Source organism: Bradyrhizobium sp. USDA 4449 (genome assembly GCF_054056275.1).
Genome location: NZ_JBSRYD010000001.1, coordinates 2,141,710 through 2,159,385, shown reverse-complemented (window position 1 = coordinate 2,159,385; position 17,676 = coordinate 2,141,710). Strand labels below are relative to the sequence as shown.

At 64.3% G+C, this 17,676-nt stretch carries 17 protein-coding genes; 14 read left to right on the top strand and 3 right to left on the bottom strand.

Features of this window, described 5'->3' with window-relative positions; translation table 11 throughout:
* Positions 1 to 17: 17 nt before the first annotated feature.
* Complete coding sequence (locus tag ACVIIW_RS10285) at positions 18 to 932, top strand: phosphoribosylaminoimidazolesuccinocarboxamide synthase (RefSeq protein WP_456700631.1); 915 nt, start codon at positions 18 to 20, stop codon at positions 930 to 932.
* Positions 933 to 1,516: 584 nt separating this feature from the next.
* Positions 1,517 to 1,951, top strand: a complete 435-nt coding sequence (locus ACVIIW_RS10280; RefSeq protein ID WP_456700630.1) for a hypothetical protein — start codon at positions 1,517 to 1,519, stop codon at positions 1,949 to 1,951.
* Positions 1,952 to 2,002: 51 nt separating this feature from the next.
* Here ACVIIW_RS10280 and ACVIIW_RS10275 read toward each other — a convergent pair whose 3' ends face one another.
* Both ACVIIW_RS10275 and ACVIIW_RS10270 read right to left on the bottom strand, forming a co-directional pair.
* Positions 2,003 to 3,493: an NAD-dependent succinate-semialdehyde dehydrogenase gene (locus ACVIIW_RS10275; RefSeq protein ID WP_456700629.1), complete on the bottom strand. Its 1,491-nt coding sequence runs from the start codon at positions 3,491 to 3,493 to the stop codon at positions 2,003 to 2,005.
* Between the two features lie 161 nt (positions 3,494 to 3,654).
* Positions 3,655 to 3,975, bottom strand: coding sequence for a hypothetical protein (locus tag ACVIIW_RS10270; RefSeq protein WP_456700628.1), 321 nt, complete (start codon positions 3,973 to 3,975; stop codon positions 3,655 to 3,657).
* 337 nt (positions 3,976 to 4,312) lie between these two features.
* On the opposite strand from ACVIIW_RS10270, the gene ACVIIW_RS10265 reads away from it, so the two are divergent.
* Positions 4,313 to 5,506, top strand: a complete 1,194-nt coding sequence (locus ACVIIW_RS10265; protein WP_456700627.1) for a serine hydrolase domain-containing protein — start codon at positions 4,313 to 4,315, stop codon at positions 5,504 to 5,506.
* Between the two features lie 108 nt (positions 5,507 to 5,614).
* Positions 5,615 to 7,321, top strand: a complete 1,707-nt coding sequence (locus tag ACVIIW_RS10260; protein ID WP_456700626.1) for an AMP-binding protein — start codon at positions 5,615 to 5,617, stop codon at positions 7,319 to 7,321.
* A gap of 158 nt (positions 7,322 to 7,479) precedes the next feature.
* Here the strand turns inward: ACVIIW_RS10260 and ACVIIW_RS10255 are convergent, their stop codons facing one another.
* Positions 7,480 to 8,481 carry an adenosine kinase gene (locus ACVIIW_RS10255; RefSeq protein ID WP_456700625.1) on the bottom strand — a complete coding sequence of 334 codons (1,002 nt, stop codon included), beginning with the start codon at positions 8,479 to 8,481 and terminating at the stop codon, positions 7,480 to 7,482.
* A 186-nt stretch (positions 8,482 to 8,667) separates the two neighbouring features.
* On the opposite strand from ACVIIW_RS10255, the gene murJ reads away from it, so the two are divergent.
* The 10 genes from murJ (at position 8,668) to ybeY (ending at position 17,675) form a co-directional block, all read left to right on the top strand.
* Positions 8,668 to 10,200, top strand: coding sequence for a murein biosynthesis integral membrane protein MurJ (murJ, locus tag ACVIIW_RS10250; protein WP_456700624.1), 1,533 nt, complete (start codon positions 8,668 to 8,670; stop codon positions 10,198 to 10,200).
* Positions 10,201 to 10,268: 68 nt separating this feature from the next.
* Positions 10,269 to 11,321 carry a tryptophan--tRNA ligase gene (gene trpS / locus ACVIIW_RS10245; protein WP_456700623.1) on the top strand — a complete coding sequence of 351 codons (1,053 nt, stop codon included), beginning with the start codon at positions 10,269 to 10,271 and terminating at the stop codon, positions 11,319 to 11,321.
* Between the two features lie 127 nt (positions 11,322 to 11,448).
* Complete coding sequence (locus tag ACVIIW_RS10240; RefSeq protein WP_456700622.1) at positions 11,449 to 12,018, top strand: NifU family protein; 570 nt, start codon at positions 11,449 to 11,451, stop codon at positions 12,016 to 12,018.
* An 88-nt stretch (positions 12,019 to 12,106) separates the two neighbouring features.
* Positions 12,107 to 12,802 (top strand): tRNA (adenosine(37)-N6)-threonylcarbamoyltransferase complex dimerization subunit type 1 TsaB, encoded by a 696-nt coding sequence (gene tsaB / locus ACVIIW_RS10235; protein WP_456700621.1) that lies wholly within the window; start codon positions 12,107 to 12,109, stop codon positions 12,800 to 12,802.
* Positions 12,799 to 13,284 carry a ribosomal protein S18-alanine N-acetyltransferase gene (gene rimI / locus ACVIIW_RS10230; RefSeq protein ID WP_456700620.1) on the top strand — a complete coding sequence of 162 codons (486 nt, stop codon included), beginning with the start codon at positions 12,799 to 12,801 and terminating at the stop codon, positions 13,282 to 13,284. Before tsaB ends, rimI begins: the two co-directional genes overlap by 4 nt.
* Positions 13,285 to 13,322: 38 nt before the next feature.
* Entirely contained in the window at positions 13,323 to 13,778 is a 456-nt protein-coding gene (locus ACVIIW_RS10225; RefSeq protein ID WP_057746941.1) for a Fur family transcriptional regulator, read from the top strand.
* A gap of 5 nt (positions 13,779 to 13,783) precedes the next feature.
* The gene (locus ACVIIW_RS10220) at positions 13,784 to 14,464 is read left to right on the top strand and encodes an HAD family hydrolase (RefSeq protein WP_456700619.1); all 681 of its coding nucleotides are present in this window, start codon (positions 13,784 to 13,786) and stop codon (positions 14,462 to 14,464) included.
* A gap of 180 nt (positions 14,465 to 14,644) precedes the next feature.
* The gene (miaB, locus tag ACVIIW_RS10215; protein WP_456700618.1) at positions 14,645 to 16,042 is read left to right on the top strand and encodes a tRNA (N6-isopentenyl adenosine(37)-C2)-methylthiotransferase MiaB; all 1,398 of its coding nucleotides are present in this window, start codon (positions 14,645 to 14,647) and stop codon (positions 16,040 to 16,042) included.
* 64 nt (positions 16,043 to 16,106) lie between these two features.
* Positions 16,107 to 17,105 (top strand): PhoH family protein, encoded by a 999-nt coding sequence (locus tag ACVIIW_RS10210; protein WP_456700617.1) that lies wholly within the window; start codon positions 16,107 to 16,109, stop codon positions 17,103 to 17,105.
* 60 nt (positions 17,106 to 17,165) lie between these two features.
* Entirely contained in the window at positions 17,166 to 17,675 is a 510-nt protein-coding gene (gene ybeY / locus ACVIIW_RS10205; protein ID WP_092236831.1) for an rRNA maturation RNase YbeY, read from the top strand.
* Position 17,676 lies beyond the last annotated feature (1 nt).

Sequence of the window (17,676 nt, the reverse complement as noted above, 5' to 3'; positions counted from 1 at the left end):
TTCCGAAAGCTCTGCCGATGACCACGATGCTCTCCAGCGACCTGCCCCTGACCAAGATCGGCCGCGGCAAGGTGCGCGATGTCTACGCCGTCGACGACGACCGCCTGCTGCTCCTCACCACCGATCGCATCAGCGCCTTCGACGTCGTGATGGGCGAGACCATCCCGATGAAGGGCGCAGTGCTGACCCAGATCAGTGCATACTGGTTCAATAAGCTCGAAGGCATCGTGCCGCATCACATGATCAGCGCCGACACCGACGAGATCATCGCGGCCGTCCCGGCGCTCAAAGCCCATCGCAACGAAATCCTCGGCCGTGCCATGCTGTCGCGCCGCACCACCGTATTCCCGATCGAATGCGTGATCCGCGGCTATCTCTCCGGTTCGGCCTGGAAGGAATATGCGGCGAGTGGAACGCTGGCCGGCGAGACGCTGAAACCCGGCCTCGTCGAGAGCGAGAAGCTCGACCCTTCGATCTTCAGCCCGGCGACCAAGGCGGAGACCGGGCATGACGAGAACATCACCATCGCGAAGATGCGCCAGGTCGTCGGCGATGACGTCGCCACCACGCTCGAAAGCATGACGCGTGCGATCTACACGCTCGGCGAGGAACTGGCGCGCGAGCAAGGCATCATCATCGCCGACACCAAGTTCGAGTTCGGCCGCGACAAGGACGGCCGCATCATCCTGATCGACGAAGTGATGACGCCGGACTCGTCGCGCTTCTGGGCCGTCGATGCCTATAAACCCGGCCGGCCGCAAGCGAGCTTCGACAAGCAACCCTTGCGCGACTATCTCGACGTCGAGCGCCGCGCCGGCCGCTGGAACGGCGACGCGCCGCCGCCGCCATTACCGGCGAGCGTGGTGGACGCCACCAGCAAGCGGTACCTGGAAGCGTATCGGCGGGTGACGGGTCGCGAACTCAAGATCTAGGCTCGCATTGCCTCTCGCTCCGTCGTTGCGAGCGAAGCGGAGAAATCCAGGATCTTACCTCGGAGACGGTCTGGTTAATTCGCAACGGCGTGGGAAGAGCCCTGTCGTCGTCCTGGACAAGCGAAGCGCATATCCGGACCCACCCATCCAGGCCGAGGTCGACAGCGTGCTCTATGTCTGAACACGGATCAGTTCGATGCGATCTGAGAAAAGCCACCACGCTCAGCCACAAGCTGCCGATTTCGGCTGACCTTTGCGAACCTGACAATCGCGGCGGCCGTGACGGCTTGTGCCGATAAAGCCTCTGATAGGGCAATTGGCGTGACCCATTGCGCCGCCCTTGGGACAATAGCTCCTGGCCCCGCTTTCCAATATGATCCGGTGTGCCATTGGCACTCGAGCACGACCGGGCGTGCCTCCAATGAATCTTAGCTTGTCAGAATTGCAAGTGCGGCCGCCTGCGCCGAAGGCAAATGGCTTCGGTTGCCGTCGCTCCTGAACCAGCGCGAAGAAGACCGCCAGGGACCGCGCAACGGCCCCTGGACATCGGAAGCGTATTTGGAAGACAGCAATGGAGACGAAACATGACACGTACACGTGCGACAAGAATTGCAATAGCAGTCTCGACGTTCACCTGCGCGGCGCTGTTCTCCTTCGGCTGGTCCGGGGAGCGCGGCGTCTCGGTATCGGTCGACAGCGCACAGGCGCGCGTCGGTCGCCCGCTGACTCCCGTGAGCGTTGCCGGCGTGGCGCGTCGACAGGCGCGGCGAGCCGCGTACGGATACGGTGCCGCCGCAGTCGGGGCGGGCGCCGTAGCCGCTGGCACGGCCGCCGCGATGGCCGCGACGTCACCGGGATGGGGGACCGGCCCCTACACGGGCACGGACTATTATGCGAATAGCGGTCCCTACGCCTCTTACGCCTACTCGCCGGACGAATGGCGCAGGCGAAACGGCATGGTCTGCGAACCCGGGACGATAACCAAGATGGACGACGGCCACATGTATCGCTGTCAGTAAAGGCACAAACGAGAGGAGCAGGAGGCGGCTTTCGGGCCGCCTCCCGCCGATTTAAACCCCCGCCATCATCACGTATTTGATCTCGACATATTCTTCCATGCCGTGGCGCGAGCCTTCGCGCCCGAGACCGCTTTCCTTGACGCCGCCGAAGGGCGCGACTTCCGTCGTGATCAGGCCGGTGTTGACGCCGACCATGCCTGACTCCAGCGCTTCGGCGACGCGCCAGACGCGGCCGATATCACGGGAGTAGAAGTAGGACGCGAGGCCGAACGGCGAAGCATTGCACATCGCGATCACGTCCGCTTCGTCCTTGAATCGGATCACCGGCGCCAGCGGGCCGAAGGTTTCTTCCTGCGATACCAGCGAGTCGGGCTTCACATCAGCCAGCACGGTCGGCTCGAAGAAGGACCGCCCGAGCTCGCTGCGCTTGCCGCCGGTCACGACCTTGGCGCCGCGCTTGACGGCATCCGCAATGTGGCGCTCGACCTTGTCGATTGCCTTCATGTTGATCAGCGGGCCTTGCGTGACACCGGCTTCCGTGCCGTCGCCGATCTTCATCGCCGCGACCTTTGCGGACAGTTTCTTGACGAACTCGTCGTAGATCTTGTCCTGGGCGTAGATGCGATTGGCGCAGACGCAGGTCTGGCCCATGTTGCGGTATTTCGAGACGATCGCGCCCTCGACCGCGGCGTCGATGTCGGCATCGTCGAACACCACGAACGGCGCATTGCCGCCGAGCTCGAGGCCGAGCCGCTTCACACCGACGGAAGCCTGCCGGTAGAGGATCTTGCCGACGGCGGTCGAGCCGGTGAAGCCGACGAAGCGCACTGCCGGATGCTCGCACAGCACCTTGCCGATCGGCGGAGCGTCGCCCGTGATGATGTTGAGCACGCCCTTCGGGACACCGGCTCTCTCGGCGAGCACGGCCAGCGCCAGCGCCGACAGCGGCGTCTCGTTGGCAGGCTTCAGCACCACGGTGCAGCCCGCAGCGAGCGCGGGCGAGACCTTGCGCGTGATCATCGAGTTCGGGAAATTCCACGGCGTGATGGCGCCGCAGACGCCGATCGGCTGCTTGATCGCGAGCAGCCGTGCATCGGGGCGCTGCGTCGGAATGGTCTCGCCATAGACGCGCCTCGCTTCCTCGGCGAAGAACTCGATATAGGCGGCGCCGATATCGACCTCGCCGAGCGCCTCGGACAGCGGCTTGCCCTGCTCGGAGGTGAGGATCAGCGCGAGGTCCTCGCGGCTGGCGACGATCAGCTCGAACCATTTGCGCAGAATGTTGGAGCGCTGCTTGGCGGTATGCCTGGCCCAAGCGGGAAAGGCGCGCTGGGCGGCTTCGACCGCCTTGGTCGTCTCGTCCGCGCCAAGCTGCGGAACTTTCGCGATCTCGACACCGGTCGCGGGATTATTCACGGCAAACACGGGCGTCCCGACCCAGGCTCCGTCGATGTAGCAGGCCTCCTTCAGCAGCGACGGGTCCTTCAACCGGTCACGCAGGGTGGCTGTGGCATGCTGGGCGCGTGCGGCGGTCGGCGTCATGGCGTACTCCTCGGACGATCAGGATCGGCCCGGAATATAGGGACATCGGGTGCACAATGCAGGGTCCCGCAACGCACATCTGCTGAGAGTAAAAATGGCAGCGCTGCCTCTTGCCTCTCCCCGCTGGGCATTGCGGACGCGTGAGCAAATGCCAGCAGCAACTACGCTGCGCCGTTCAGATAGGTCTCGCGCCGGCCGATCATGCGCTCGGCGGCCGCCTTGGCACCGGCCTTCGAGGAGGTCGCGCAGGTCCGGTATTCGAGATCAGGCGCGTCGGAGGTATCGCGGCGGCCGAACCAGGACTTCGATCCCACCGGCAGCAGCGCCAGCGATTGCGCCAGATTGTCGACCGCGCCGAACGAATAAAGCGCACCGGTGCCTGCGATGCGGACCTCGTAAATACCGGGCGAGATCGGCGCTTCCAGATTGTCGCCCCGTCCGGGACGGGGATAGCGCTTCCATTCGCTCCAAGTCGAAATCATCTCAGGTCCCCCGCGGCCGCCAGGCGGTCGCCAAATTTGCTTCAAGTCTTAACGTCAGCCGCCGATCGGGCCATCAGCTGAACGCCGCATCGCACAAAACGTTTCAAGTGCTTCAAACACCCGAAACATACCGCCTGAGCCCATCCAAGGTCATGGTGAGCTGCAGCGATCCACCGCAGATTGTGGAGAAGTGTTGCAGATCAGTCGTCCCGCGCGGAGCGCAGGCGGTCAAGTCACGACATCGCGACCGCAGGATGCATATCGCCACGCTTGCCGCGCAGCGGATGCGGGAGGACAATCGATCACTTCCAACGATAATCAAACCGGAGGAAACGCGATGCAAAGCAAAGCTGAGATCGATCAGATTCTGAGCAAGGCAAGCGACGCCAAGGACATTCCCGGCGTCGTTGCGATCGCCGCCAGCGGCAGCGATGTTCTGTATCAGGGCGCGTTCGGCAAGCGCGATCTATCCAAGCCCGATGCGATGACAATGGACAGCGTATTCTGGATCGCCTCGATGACGAAGGCGGTGACATCGGCCGGCGCGATGCAGCTGGTCGAGCAGGGCAAGCTGTCGCTCGATGCGCCGATCGGTTCGCTGCTGCCCGATCTCGCCAACCCGCAGGTGCTGGAAGGTTTTGACGCCAAGGGTGAGCCGAAACTGCGGCCGGCGAAAAGCGCGATCACGCTGCGCCAGCTCATGACCCACACCGCCGGCTTCGCCTACAACGTGTGGAACGGCGATTGCGCGCAATATCTGGAGAAGACCGGAACCCCGAACATCTTTTCCTGCCAGAACGTCGCGCTGAAGACTCCGATCATGTCCGACCCCGGAACGCGCTGGGAATATGGCATCAACATCGACTTCGTCGGCAAGGCGATTGAGGCCGTGAGCGGCAAACGTCTCGATGCCTACTTGCGCGACAACATCTTCACGCCGCTCGCCATGAACGACACCGCGTTCAAGATCACCGAGGACATGCGCAAGCGGCTGGTCGCCACGCATGCGCGCGGCGAGGATGGATCGTTGACACCGATCCCGTTCGAGATCGAGCAGAACCCGGAATTCCACATGGGCGGCGGCGGCCTTTACAGCACGGCCGGCGACTACATCAAGTTTACCCAGATGATCCTCAACCAGGGCCGCGGCAGCGGCAACCAGCTGCTGAAGCCCGAGACGGTCGCGCTGATGCGCCAGAACCACATCGGCGATCTCACCATCGGCAAGATGACCACCGTGGCGCCCATGTACACCAACGACGTCGATCTCTTCCCCGACATCGTGAAGAAGTGGGGACTGTCCTTTCTGATCAATACGGCCAAGACGCCGGAGGGCCGCAGTGCCGGCAGCCTCGCGTGGGCTGGTCTCGCCAACACTTATTTCTGGATCGACCCGGAGCGCGATGTTTCCGGCGTGATCCTGATGCAGGTGTTGCCGTTCGTCGATGCAAAATGCTTACAGGCGTTCGCGGGATTCGAGCGAGGCGTCTATGCCGGGCTCGATGCGGGCAGCGGCAAGAAGGCGGCCTAACCCCTTAGTATGAGGCGCGCGGCGTCGCGCGCCTTCCCGGCAAGGGATAACCTCGTGCCCGAAGGCCATCGGCTCCAGGGCACGGGGCAATGATTCGAGGAGGCGAACTTGGTCAACGATCTTGCAGGCAAAGCCGACAGCTACGTTTGCGGCCTCTCGGACACGCCGCTGCTCGGCGACACCATCGGCCGCAGTCTCGACCATGCGGTGCGGCGCTGGGGCAGCCGCGAGGCGCTGGTCGCGCCCGGCCACGGCGTGCGCTGGACCTGGACGGAATTCGCCGAACGTGTCGACGCGCTCGCCGCAGGCTTTCTCGCGCTCGGCCTGGAACGCGGCGAACGCATCGGCATCTGGTCGCTGAACCGTCCGGAATGGACGCTCACTCAATTTGCCGCTGCCAAGGCCGGCCTGATCCTGGTGACGATCAATCCCGCCTATCGGCTCAGCGAGCTGGAATTCGCGCTGAAGAAAGTCGGCTGCGCTGCGATCGTGACCGCGACGGCGTTCAAGACCAGCCAATATATGGAGATGCTCAACACGCTGCTGCCGGAGCTCGCGAGCGCCAGGCCCGGGCAGTTGCAGGCGGCGCGGCTGCCGGCGCTGCGGATGGTGATCCAGATCGGCGGACCTTCGGCGCCCGGGACTGTCGCCTTCGAGGACGTCGCGCGCATGGGCGGCGCGAAGCATCGCGAGCAGCTCGCCGCGCTCGGCGCGGCGCTTCAGTTCGACGATCCCGTCAACATCCAGTTCACGAGCGGCACCACGGGATCACCGAAGGGCGTGACGCTGACCCACCACAATATCCTCAACAACGGTTATTTCACGGGACGTGCGATGCGGCTGACCGAACGGGATCGCATCTGCATTCCCGTGCCGCTCTACCACTGCTTCGGCATGGTGATGGGTAACCTCGCCTCCGTCACGCTGGGCGCGACCATGGTCTATCCCGGCGAAGGCTTTGATCCGCTGGCGACGCTGCGCGCGATCGAGCAGGAGAAATGCACGACGCTGTACGGCGTGCCGACGATGTTCATCGCGGAGCTCGATCATCCCGAGTTCAAGAATTTCAATTTGAGATCGCTGCGCACCGGCATCATGGCCGGCGCGCCCTGCCCGATCGAGGTGATGAAGCGCGTCAATACCGAGATGAACATGGGCGAGGTCACCATCGCCTATGGCATGACCGAGACCAGCCCGGTCAGCTTCCAGAGCGCGACGGACGACCCGCTGGAACGGCGCGTCTCCACCGTCGGGCGAATTCATCCGCATGTCGAGGTGAAGATCGTCGATCTCGAAGGCAGGATCGTCAAGCGCGGCGAACGCGGCGAGCTCTGCACCCGGGGTTACAGCGTCATGCTTGGCTATTGGGAGGAGAAGGAAAAGACCGGCGATGTGCTGGATGCCAATGGCTGGATGCACACCGGAGACCTCGCCACCATCGATGACGAGGGCTATTGCAACATCGTCGGCCGCATCAAGGACCTGGTGATCCGCGGCGGCGAGAACCTCTATCCGCGCGAGATCGAGGAGTTTCTGTACCGTCATCCCAAAGTCCAGGACGTGCAGATCTTCGGCGTGGCTGACAGCCGCTACGGCGAGGAGCTCTGCGCCTGGATCCGCGTCAGGCCGGGCGAGACGCTGACCGCGGAGGAGGTCCGCGCTTTCTGCGATGGCCAGATCGCCCACAACAAGATCCCGCGCTATGTGGAATTCGTCGACGAATTTCCGATGACCGTGACCGGCAAGATCCAGAAATTCGTGATGCGGGATGCGGTGGAGCAGCGGCTGGGGCTGAAGGCCGCGAAGACGGCGTGAGGTGGTACGCACACCTGACGCCGCATCGTCGTTGCGAGCGTAGCGAAGCAATCCAGCCTGCCCCGCAGAGACAGTCTGGATTGCTTCGTCGCTTCAGCGCAAAATTGCTTTGCAATTTTGTCGCGAGCTCCTCGCAATGACGAGGAGAGAGACGCGCGCTAGACCGTCAGTCCGCGCTGCTGCGCCAGCTGTTTCAGGGAAACCTGCGGACGCGCGCCGATGTGCTGGATGACTTCGGCGGCCGCAAGTGCGCCAAGCTCGCCGCACTGCTTGTGCGAGAGATCGCGCGAGAGGCCGTACAGGAAGCCGGCGGCGAACAGATCGCCGGCGCCGGTGGTGTCAACCAGCTCCGTGATCGGCGAAGCGGGTGCGGCGACAGCATCCGTCGGCGTCACGACCACGCAGCCCTTCTCGCTGCGGGTGACCACGCCGAGCTTGACGTCGTTGCGCAGCTGCTTGAGCGCGGTGTCGAAATCGGAGGTCTCGTAGAGCGAGTGCAGCTCGGACTCGTTGGCGAACACGATGTCGGCGGTGCCGCCCCGCATCAGCCCCAGGAATTCGTCGCGATAACGGCCGACGCAAAAGGAGTCCGACAGCGTCAGCGCCACCTTGCGGCCGGCCTCGTGGGCAATTTTTGAGGCCTTGAGGAAGGCTTCCTTGGCGCCCGGCGGATCCCAGAGATAGCCTTCGAGATAGACGATCTTGGCGGAAGCGATCTCGGCCGCATCGATATCGGCCGGCGACAGATCCTGCGCCGCGCCGAGATAGGTGTTCATGGTGCGCTCGCCATCACCGGTGACCAGGATGTAGGAGCAGCCGGTGGCGGGGCCGTCCTTCGCGGCCGGCGTATTGAAGGCGACGCCCGAAGCGCGGATGTCGTGGACATAGAGCTTGCCGATCTGGTCGTCCTTGACCTTGCCGACATAGGCGGCACGTGCGCCGAGGCTGCCGATGCCGACGATGGTGTTGGCGGCCGAGCCGCCGGAGACTTCCGTCGCCGGGCCCATGTCGGCATAGATCGCGGCGGCCCTGGCCTCGTCGATCAGGGACATGCTGCCCTTGGTCATGCCGTGCTTGGCGAGAAAAGCCTCGTCGGTCCGGACCAGCACGTCGAACAGCGCGTTGCCGATGCCGAGAACGTCATATTTCGCGTCAGCCATTCACCTTGATCCTGTTTGCCGGATTGCGGACCCCACGGAAATCCGCTTCCTGTCGGCCTGAAATCTGGCTCGCGGCCTATCACGACCGGGCCGCCACGGGCAAGCAACGAGCGTTGTCTTTTGACGCGTTTTCTTCACGCGAGCCGGAGACCACTTCGCTCGAAAACGCTATGGTATATCCACGCAATGATCCGCTCCTTCCTGACCGTCTCGACGGGAACACTGGCATCGCGGCTGCTGGGCTTTGCCCGCGATTCCCTGATCGCGGCGCTGCTCGGCACCGGCGTCGTGGCGGACGCCTTTTTGGCCGCCTTCCAGCTCGTCAACGTGGTGCGGCGGCTGCTGAGCGAAGGGGCGTTGAATGCGGCCCTGATCCCGGCCTGGCTGCGCGTCCGGGAGCGCGACGGCGAAGAGGCTGCGTCTGCCTTCGCCGGACGCGTGCTCGGCACGGTCAGCGTGGTTCTGATCGTGATCTCGATCGGCATTGCGCTTGTGATGCCCGTGATCATCATGGTCATCGCGCCGGGCTTCGTCGGCAGCGCCTCGCTCGATCTCGCCGTCCAGAACGGGCGGCTGATGCTGCCTTATCTCGCCTTTGCCGGCCCGGTCACGGTTCTGATGGGGCTGCTGAACGCGCAGGGGAGATTTGCGCTCACGGCGTTCTCGCCGCTGCTGTTCAACATCGCGCTGATCGGGACAATCGCGACGCTGCTTGCCTGGCACGCCGATGCGTCCTTGGCGGCATGGACGCTGGCGGCGACCGTCGGAATTGCCGGCCTGCTGCAGCTCCTGATGCTGCTGTCGCAGCGAAGCGCGCAACTTGCGACGCCGTTGCGCGTGAGTTTCGGCGAGGAGATGCGCGGCTTCTTCGCCAAGGCGATCCCCGGCATGATCGCAAGCTCCGGCCCGCAATGGCTGATGGTATCAGGCGCGATCATCGCCTCGGCCACGCCATCCGCCGTCTCCTGGCTCTATTTCGGCAACCGTCTGATCGAGCTGCCGCTCGGCATTGTCGGCGTCGCCATGGGCACGGTGCTGGTGCCGGAATTGACGCGCGCGGTGGGGAGCGCCGATCGCGCGGCCGTCGCGCATGCGGAATCGCGCGCACTGGAACTCGCAGCCGGGCTCGCACTGCCCGCTACGCTCGGCCTCGCCGTGCTGGCCGAACCGATCGTGCGGCTGTTGTTCGAGCATGGCGCCTTCGGCGCGCAGGACAGCGCGGCGACCTCACGCGCGCTGATCTGGCTGGCGCTGGGTCTGCCGGCGCACGTGCTGATCAAGGCGCTGTCGCCCGCCTTCTTTGCCCGCGGCGACACGATCGCGCCGCTGCTCGCAACCGCCAAAGGCCTGGTGGCGGCGATCGCGCTCGCCGTCGTGCTCGGGCATTTCTTCGGCGCGAGCGGGATCGCCGCGAGCATCGCCGCCGGCGCCTGGAGCAGCGCCGTCTCGCTGCTCCGGAAAGGCACCAGCGAATTCGGCTTCTCAGTCGATGCCGACGCCCGCGAGCGGTTGCCGCGAATCGTGCTTGCCGCAGCCACCATGGGTGCCCTGCTCTGGCTGACCACGGGGCTGATACCCTCAGAGACCCACCGCCTCGCCCGCTTCATCGTGCTGGTCCTGCAGATCGCGGCCGGGCTCACCGTCTATGGCCTGCTCCTGCAAATCCTTGGCGCCGCCTCCCTGCGCGCGGCGGTCAACGCCCTGAAACGGCCCACTTAGCGAATTGCCCTTGACGGGGCAGCGCCGCTGTTGGAAACGACGGCCGACCACCTATGGGAAGGCGTGCCATGCCATTCGTTGAACGGGTTTTTTCGGGCGTCCAGCCGACGGGCAATCTGCATCTCGGCAATTACCTCGGCGCGATCGTCAACTTCGTAAAGATGCAGGAAACCCACAACTGCATTTATTGCGTCGTCGACATGCACGCGATCACGCAGGGCGTGGACGTCTGGGGCGGGCCGACCGAGCTCGCCCGTGTTACCCGGGAGGTGACCGCTGCGTTCATCGCCAGCGGCATCGACCCGAAGAAGCACATCGTGTTCAACCAGAGTCAGGTTGCGGGCCATGCCGAGCTTACCTGGATCTTCAACTGCGTCGCGCGCCTCGGCTGGCTGAACCGCATGACCCAGTTCAAGGAGAAGGCCGGCAAGGATCGCGAGAACGTTTCCGTCGGGCTCTACGACTACCCCGTGCTGATGGCTGCCGACATCCTGCTTTACCGCGCCACTCACGTTCCTGTTGGCGAGGACCAGAAGCAGCATCTCGAGCTCTCGCGCGACATCGCGCAGAAGTTCAACAATGATTTCGGCGACTCGATCCGTAGCCACGGCGCCAGTGATGGCCTGTTCTTCCCGCTGCCGGAACCCTTCATCACGGGACCGGCGACGCGGGTGATGAGCCTGCGCGACGGCACCAAGAAAATGTCGAAGTCGGATCCATCCGACAATTCGCGCATCAACCTGACCGACGACGCCGACACCATCGCGCAGAAGATCCGCAAGGCGAAGACCGATCCGGAGCCGCTGCCCTCAGAGGAAAAGGGCCTGGAAGCGCGCCCCGAAGCGGACAATCTCGTCGGCATTTTCGCCGCGCTCGCCAATCGCTCCAAGGCGGACGTGCTGCGCGAATTCGGCGGCGGTCAGTTCTCCAGCTTCAAGAACGCGCTGGCGGAGCTGTGCGTCACCAAGCTCGCACCGATCGCCGGCGAGATGAAGCGCCTGGTCTCCGACCCCGGCCACATCGACACCATCCTGAACGACGGTTCCGACCGGGCCCGCGCCATCGCCGAGGAGACCATGAACCTCTCCAAGGACATCGTCGGCTTCATCCGCCGACGCTGAGGACTCCATAACCTGCTGAAATCCTTGGGCGAACCTCGATTCGCCCCTTGATCGTGCGTTCCCCGTCGCCATCTGCTACTGGATGGAGCACGCGCCGGCCTTGAACCGGCGACGTCTGGAGAAAGCCATGTTCATTCAAACCGAAGCGACCCCCAATCCCGCCACGCTGAAGTTCATTCCAGGCCGCGCCGTGTCCGACGGCAGCCCGATGGAGTTTTCGAGCCGCGAAGCCGCAACGCGTTCGCCGCTCGCGGAAAAGCTGTTCGATGTGCCCGGGGTCACCGGGGTGTTCTATGGATCCGACTTCATCACCGTGACCAAGGCTGATGGTGAATGGCAGCAGCTCAAGCCCGCGATCCTGGGTGCCATCATGGAGCACTACATGTCCGGCGCGCCGCTGCTCGCCGGCGGCGAAGCGCAGGGCGACACCGATCTCGACGACGAAGACGAGTTCTTCGACGAGGCCGACGCCGAGACGGTCGACATGATCAAGGACCTGATCGAGACGCGGGTGCGGCCGGCCGTCGCCAATGACGGCGGCGACATCACCTTCCGCGGCTTCAAGGACGGGATCGTCTATCTCAACATGAAGGGCGCCTGCTCCGGCTGTCCGTCATCGACCGCGACGCTCCAGCACGGCATCCAGAACCTGCTGAAGCACTTCGTGCCCGACGTGGTCGAAGTCCGGCCGATGTAACCAGTGGGCGAATGGTGAGTAGCGAATGGCGAATGGCATTCCGATCGGCTAGACTATTCGCCATTCGCCATCAGCCATTCGCTTTTTCATGTTGATTCTTGCCATCGATACCGCGCTGGAGGCATGCGCGGCCGCCGTGCTTGATACCGACGCCGGCGAGCTCCTTGCGCGGGAGCAATCGCTCATGAAGCGCGGCCATGCCGAGGCCCTGATGCCGATGATCGCGCGCGTCATGCAGTCGGCCGATCTCACTTTCACGTCGCTCGACCGCATCGCGGTCACCGTCGGCCCTGGCAGCTTTACCGGCCTGAGGGTCGGGATCTCGGCGGCCCGCGGTCTCGCGCTTGCGGCCAAGCGCCCGGCCGTCGGGCTGACGACCTTGTCGGCCTTTGCGGCCCCCATCGTCGGCCGGAGCGGACCCGCGCCGGTGATCTCGGCCATCGATGCGCGGCATGATCACGTCTATTTCCAGATCGTCGGCGGCGACGGCAGTCTGCTGGTGCGGCCGAGCATTGCTGCAATCGACGAGGCGATCGCCGCTTCGCAATTCGGCGCGCCGCATCTGGTCGGCAACGCCGCCAAGATTCTCGCCGATCGCTGGCCGGCGGATGCGCCGCGACCCGTCGCGGTCGACGCGCAGCCCGCGCCCGACGTCAGCTGGGTGGCATGGCTCGGCGCCGCGGCGAATCCGGACACGACTCCGGCACGGCCGTTCTATCTGAAGGCGCCCGACGCAAAGCCGGCGGCCCAACCGCTGTTCGCAGCTCCAGCCGCCACCTCATGATGAAATGGCTGTCTGAATGGTGGCGCGGCGGCACGGCCGCCGTCGAGCCCGCGTCGGCGCGCGACGCGCAGCGGCTGGCGCAGCTTCACGGCGCCTCTTTTGCGCAGGGCTGGGGCGAAAGCGAATTCGAGGCCATGCTGAGCGAACGCAACACGCTCGTTCATCGCTTGCGCCTGGGGCGCAAGATCATCGGCTTTGCGGTGTCGCGGATCGGCGCGGACGAAGCCGAGATCCTCTCCGTCGCGGTCGACCCGTCCCATCGCGGCCGCGGCCTCTCCCGCACCCTGCTGATGACCCATCTCGGTCACCTTGCAGGACGCGGGGTGCGAACGATATTTCTGGAAGTCGAAGAGAACAACCAGCCGGCGCGACGGCTCTATGACAAGGGCGGATTCGTGGTGGTCGGCCGCCGCGAACGCTACTATAAGCAGGCCAACGGGGAACAATTGAACGCGCTTCTGATGCGACGTGACTTGTCGTAACATCGGTGGCGGACAGCGCCCCGTCAGGCGGACACGATATGACTGGACTTAAACCTTCTTCCGCATCCAAGGCCACAGGCATCGAGGCGCGTTGTGCCGCCACCGGCATGCGCATGACCGAGCAGCGCCGCGTCATCGCCCGCGTGCTTGCGGAAGCAGTCGATCACCCTGACGTCGAGGAATTGTACCGGCGCTGCGTCGCGGTCGACGACAAGATCTCGATCTCGACGGTTTATCGCACGGTCAAGCTGTTCGAAGATGCCGGCATCATCGAACGTCACGATTTCCGCGAGGGCCGCGCGCGCTACGAGACAATGCGCGACAGCCATCACGACCATCTCATCAATCTGCGCGACGGCAAGGTGATCGAGTTCACCTCCGAAGAGATCGAGAAACTTCAGGCCGAGATCGCCCGCAAGCTCGGCTACAAGCTGGTTGATCACCGGCTCGAGCTCTATTGCGTCCCGCTCGACGACGACAAGCCGACGTCCTAAGCCTCGTGCCGATAGATCTCATCATCTTCGATTGCGACGGCGTGCTCGTGGACAGCGAAGTCATCTCCTGTCGCGCACATGCGGAGGTGCTGACCCGGCATGGTTATCCGATCACCTCCGAGCAGGTGTTGGTGCGCTTCCTCGGTGTCTCCGAGAAAGACGCGCGGCGGATAGTCGAGCAGGAAATCGGTCGCGATCTTCCCGACGATCTGGAACAACAGGTAAATGCTGCCACGCTGCAGTGTTACGCGAGCGATCTGCAACCGATCACCCATGTAGCCGCGGCGATCGGCGCAATCGATTTACCCAAATGCGTTGCATCGAGCAGCACACCAAACAAGATCCTTCACGGCTTGACCTGTGCCGGGCTGCACGACCTGCTCGCTCCGCACATCTTTTCGGCAAGCCAGGTCGCACGCGGCAAGCCCGCACCCGATCTGTTCCTGTTTGCCGCTGGCCAGATGAAAGCCGCACCGGAACGGTGCCTCGTGATCGAGGACAGCGTCCCCGGAGTGACAGGCGCGCACGCAGCCGGAATGACGGTGCTCGGCTTTCACGGAGGCAGCCACTGCCCGCCGGGTCACCCCGAAAGGCTGCGCGCCGCGGGGGCAGCCGTGACGTTCGACGACATGCGGCAATTACCCGAGCTAATTCGACGGGCCGGAGCGGGCGCCCTGGCGGGGTAAACATCGCGGTCATTCCCGGGCAATGCGTAGCATTGCGCCCGGAATCTCGCCGAAAACCTTCCGATTCCGGGTTCGCTCGGGCTGCGGGCGCCCCGGAATGACCTTATGACCCCCAATCGCTGGATTTTCGGCCCCTCAGCCTATATTTGAGAGCCGTCCTCCACCTCACCTCCGGGTTCCATGACGCCGCCGCGCAAGCTGCACATCAAATCATATGGTTGCCAGATGAACGTCTACGATGCCCAGCGCATGGTGGATACGCTGGCGCCGGAAGGATTCGTGGAGACTGCCAGCGCCGAAGACGCCGATCTCGTCATCCTCAACACCTGCCACATCCGGGAGAAGGCCTCCGAAAAGGTCTATTCCGAGCTCGGCCGCCTGCGCGTCGCCAAGGACGGGGCCGCGCGCGAGGGCCGCGCCATGCAGATCGCCGTGGCGGGCTGCGTGGCGCAGGCCGAGGGCGAGGAGATCGTGCGGCGCGCGCCCACAGTCGACGTCGTGGTGGGACCGCAGAGCTACCATCATCTGCCGGAACTGCTGAAGCGCGCCGGCCATGAAGGCCGCGCGATCGAGACCGAATTTCCCGCCGCCGACAAGTTCGGCTTCCTTGCGCAGCCCAAGCCCGATGCGATCCGCGCGCGCGGCATTTCCGCTTTTGTCACGGTGCAGGAAGGCTGCGACAAATTCTGCACCTTCTGCGTCGTGCCCTACACGCGCGGTGCCGAGGTCTCGCGCCCCGTCGCGAAGATCGTGGACGACGTGAAGCGGCTTGCCGAGAACGGCGTGCGCGAACTCACGCTGATCGGGCAGAACGTCAACGCCTATCACGGCGATGGACCAGACGGGAAAACCTGGGGCCTCGGCAAGCTGCTGGAGCACCTGGCCAAAATTCCCGGCATCGCGCGGCTGCGCTACTCGACCAGCCATCCCCGCGACGTCGATGACAGTTTGATTGCAGCCCATCGCGATCTCGAGACCCTGATGCCGTTCGTGCATCTGCCGGTGCAGTCGGGGTCGGATCGGATTCTCGCCGCCATGAACCGGAAACATACCGCCGATGATTATCGCGAGGTAATCGACCGTTTCCGGTCCGCTCGCCAAGACATTGCTTTTTCATCGGATTTTATCGTCGGCTTCCCCGGCGAGAGCGAGCAAGATTTTCTCGCCACCCTCGCGCTTGTCTCGCAAATCGGCTACGCTGCGGCGTATTCGTTCAAATACTCCGCCCGGCCGGGAACGCCGGCGGCGGATATGCAGGAGACGGTGTCCCCCGCCGAGATGGACCAGCGATTGGAGCGGCTCCAGGAAGTGATCGACAGCCAGCAATCGGCCTTCAACAAGGCTGCGATTGGCTCAACGGTCGACGTGCTGTTCGAACGCCCGGCGCGCAAGGACGGCCAGATCGTCGGCCGCACCGCCTTCCTCCAGCCCGCACACGTCATGGCCTCTCCCGACATCATCGGCAAAATCCTGCCTGTCAGGATCGACAGTCTCGAGCGTTACAGTTTCCTCGGCGAGCTCGCCACGCCACGCGGTGCGCGCGAGCCCGCTTTATCATCCATCGCCACGGGAGCCTGAACCCTTGCCCAAAAGCGCATCGGATTCGTCTTCTATCGCTCCCAGCCGCAAGTTTGATCGCGACATGCAAGTTCCGCCCGAGACCCAGGTCGTCATCGACTTCGACGACAATCGCGCCGCATCCGCGCTGGTCGGGCCTTATGGTCAGAACCTGGCGCAGATCGAGCGGCGGCTCGGCGTCGTCGTGGACTCCAAGGGCAACCACATCACCATCGGCGGCACCCGTGACGGCTGCGACGCGGCACGGCGCGTGCTGGAGACGCTCTACGCGCACGCGGTGAAGGGGCAGGATGTCGACCAGGGCGAGGTCGAAGGCGCGATCCGTGCCGTGATCGCGCAAGGGTCGCTGTTCGAGTTCGACGCCAAATCGGCCAAATCGGCCTTCGACAGCATCAACTTGCGCAAGCGCCCGGTGCGTGCGCGCACGGCTGCGCAGGATTCCTACATCCGCGCGCTGAAGCGCCATGAGCTGGTGTTCGGCATCGGCCCGGCCGGCACCGGCAAGACCTGGCTCGCGGTCGCGCATGCCGCGCAATTGTTCGAGCGCAAGGAAGTCGACAAGATCATCCTGTCGCGTCCGGCGGTCGAAGCCGGCGAACGGCTCGGCTTCCTGCCCGGCGACCTCCGCGAGAAGGTCGATCCTTATCTGCGTCCGATCTACGACGCGCTTTACGACCTCATGGACGCGCGCATCGTCGAGCGCGCGCTGCAGACCGGCGAGATCGAGATCGCGCCGCTCGCCTTCATGCGCGGCCGCACCCTGACCAATGCCGCGATCATCCTCGATGAAGCGCAGAACACGACATCGATGCAGATGAAGATGTTCCTGACCCGTCTCGGCGAGAACAGCCGCATGATCGTGACGGGCGATCCCTCCCAGATCGACCTGCCGAATGGCCAGACCTCGGGTCTGGCCGAGGCGACCAGGCTGTTGAGCGGCGTCGAGGGCATTGCGCAAGTTCATTTCAAGGCCGAGGACGTGATCCGCCACGAGCTCGTGGCGAGAATCGTCGCCGCCTATGAAGGGTCGCCGCAGCGGGCGCCGGCCGGCAACAAATCCTGACGTGACAACATCAGGACCAAGCGGGCGCTGACACTGCGCCTTATCGTTCCGAACAAAGCCATGTCACATCCCAACCTTCCCACCACAGAGGTCCTCGTCGTCGCCGATTGCTGGCAAAGCGAGCCTGACGCCGAAGCCGTGATCCAGCGTGCCGTTGCAGCCGCCGCTGAATCTGTCGGCGAAGACGTCGCCGAGGCAGAAGTGGCCGTGATGCTGACCGATGATGCCGGCATCCGCACCCTCAACAACAATTGGCGCGGCATGGACAAGCCGACCAATGTGCTGTCGTTTCCCGCGCTGCAGCCCGAAGGCGAGTGGAAGCCGGGCGATGCGCCGCGCATGCTTGGCGACATCGCGATCGCCTACGAGACCATGCGGCGCGAGGCGGACGAGGAACACAAGCCGTTCGATCATCATTTGAGCCATCTCGCGGTGCACGGTTTCCTGCACTTGATCGGCTACGATCACGAGAACGACGACGACGCGGAGGAGATGGAAGCGCTCGAAACCGCGATCCTGGCGCATCTCGGCATTCCCGATCCCTATGCGGACCGCGCGGGGACGCACTGAG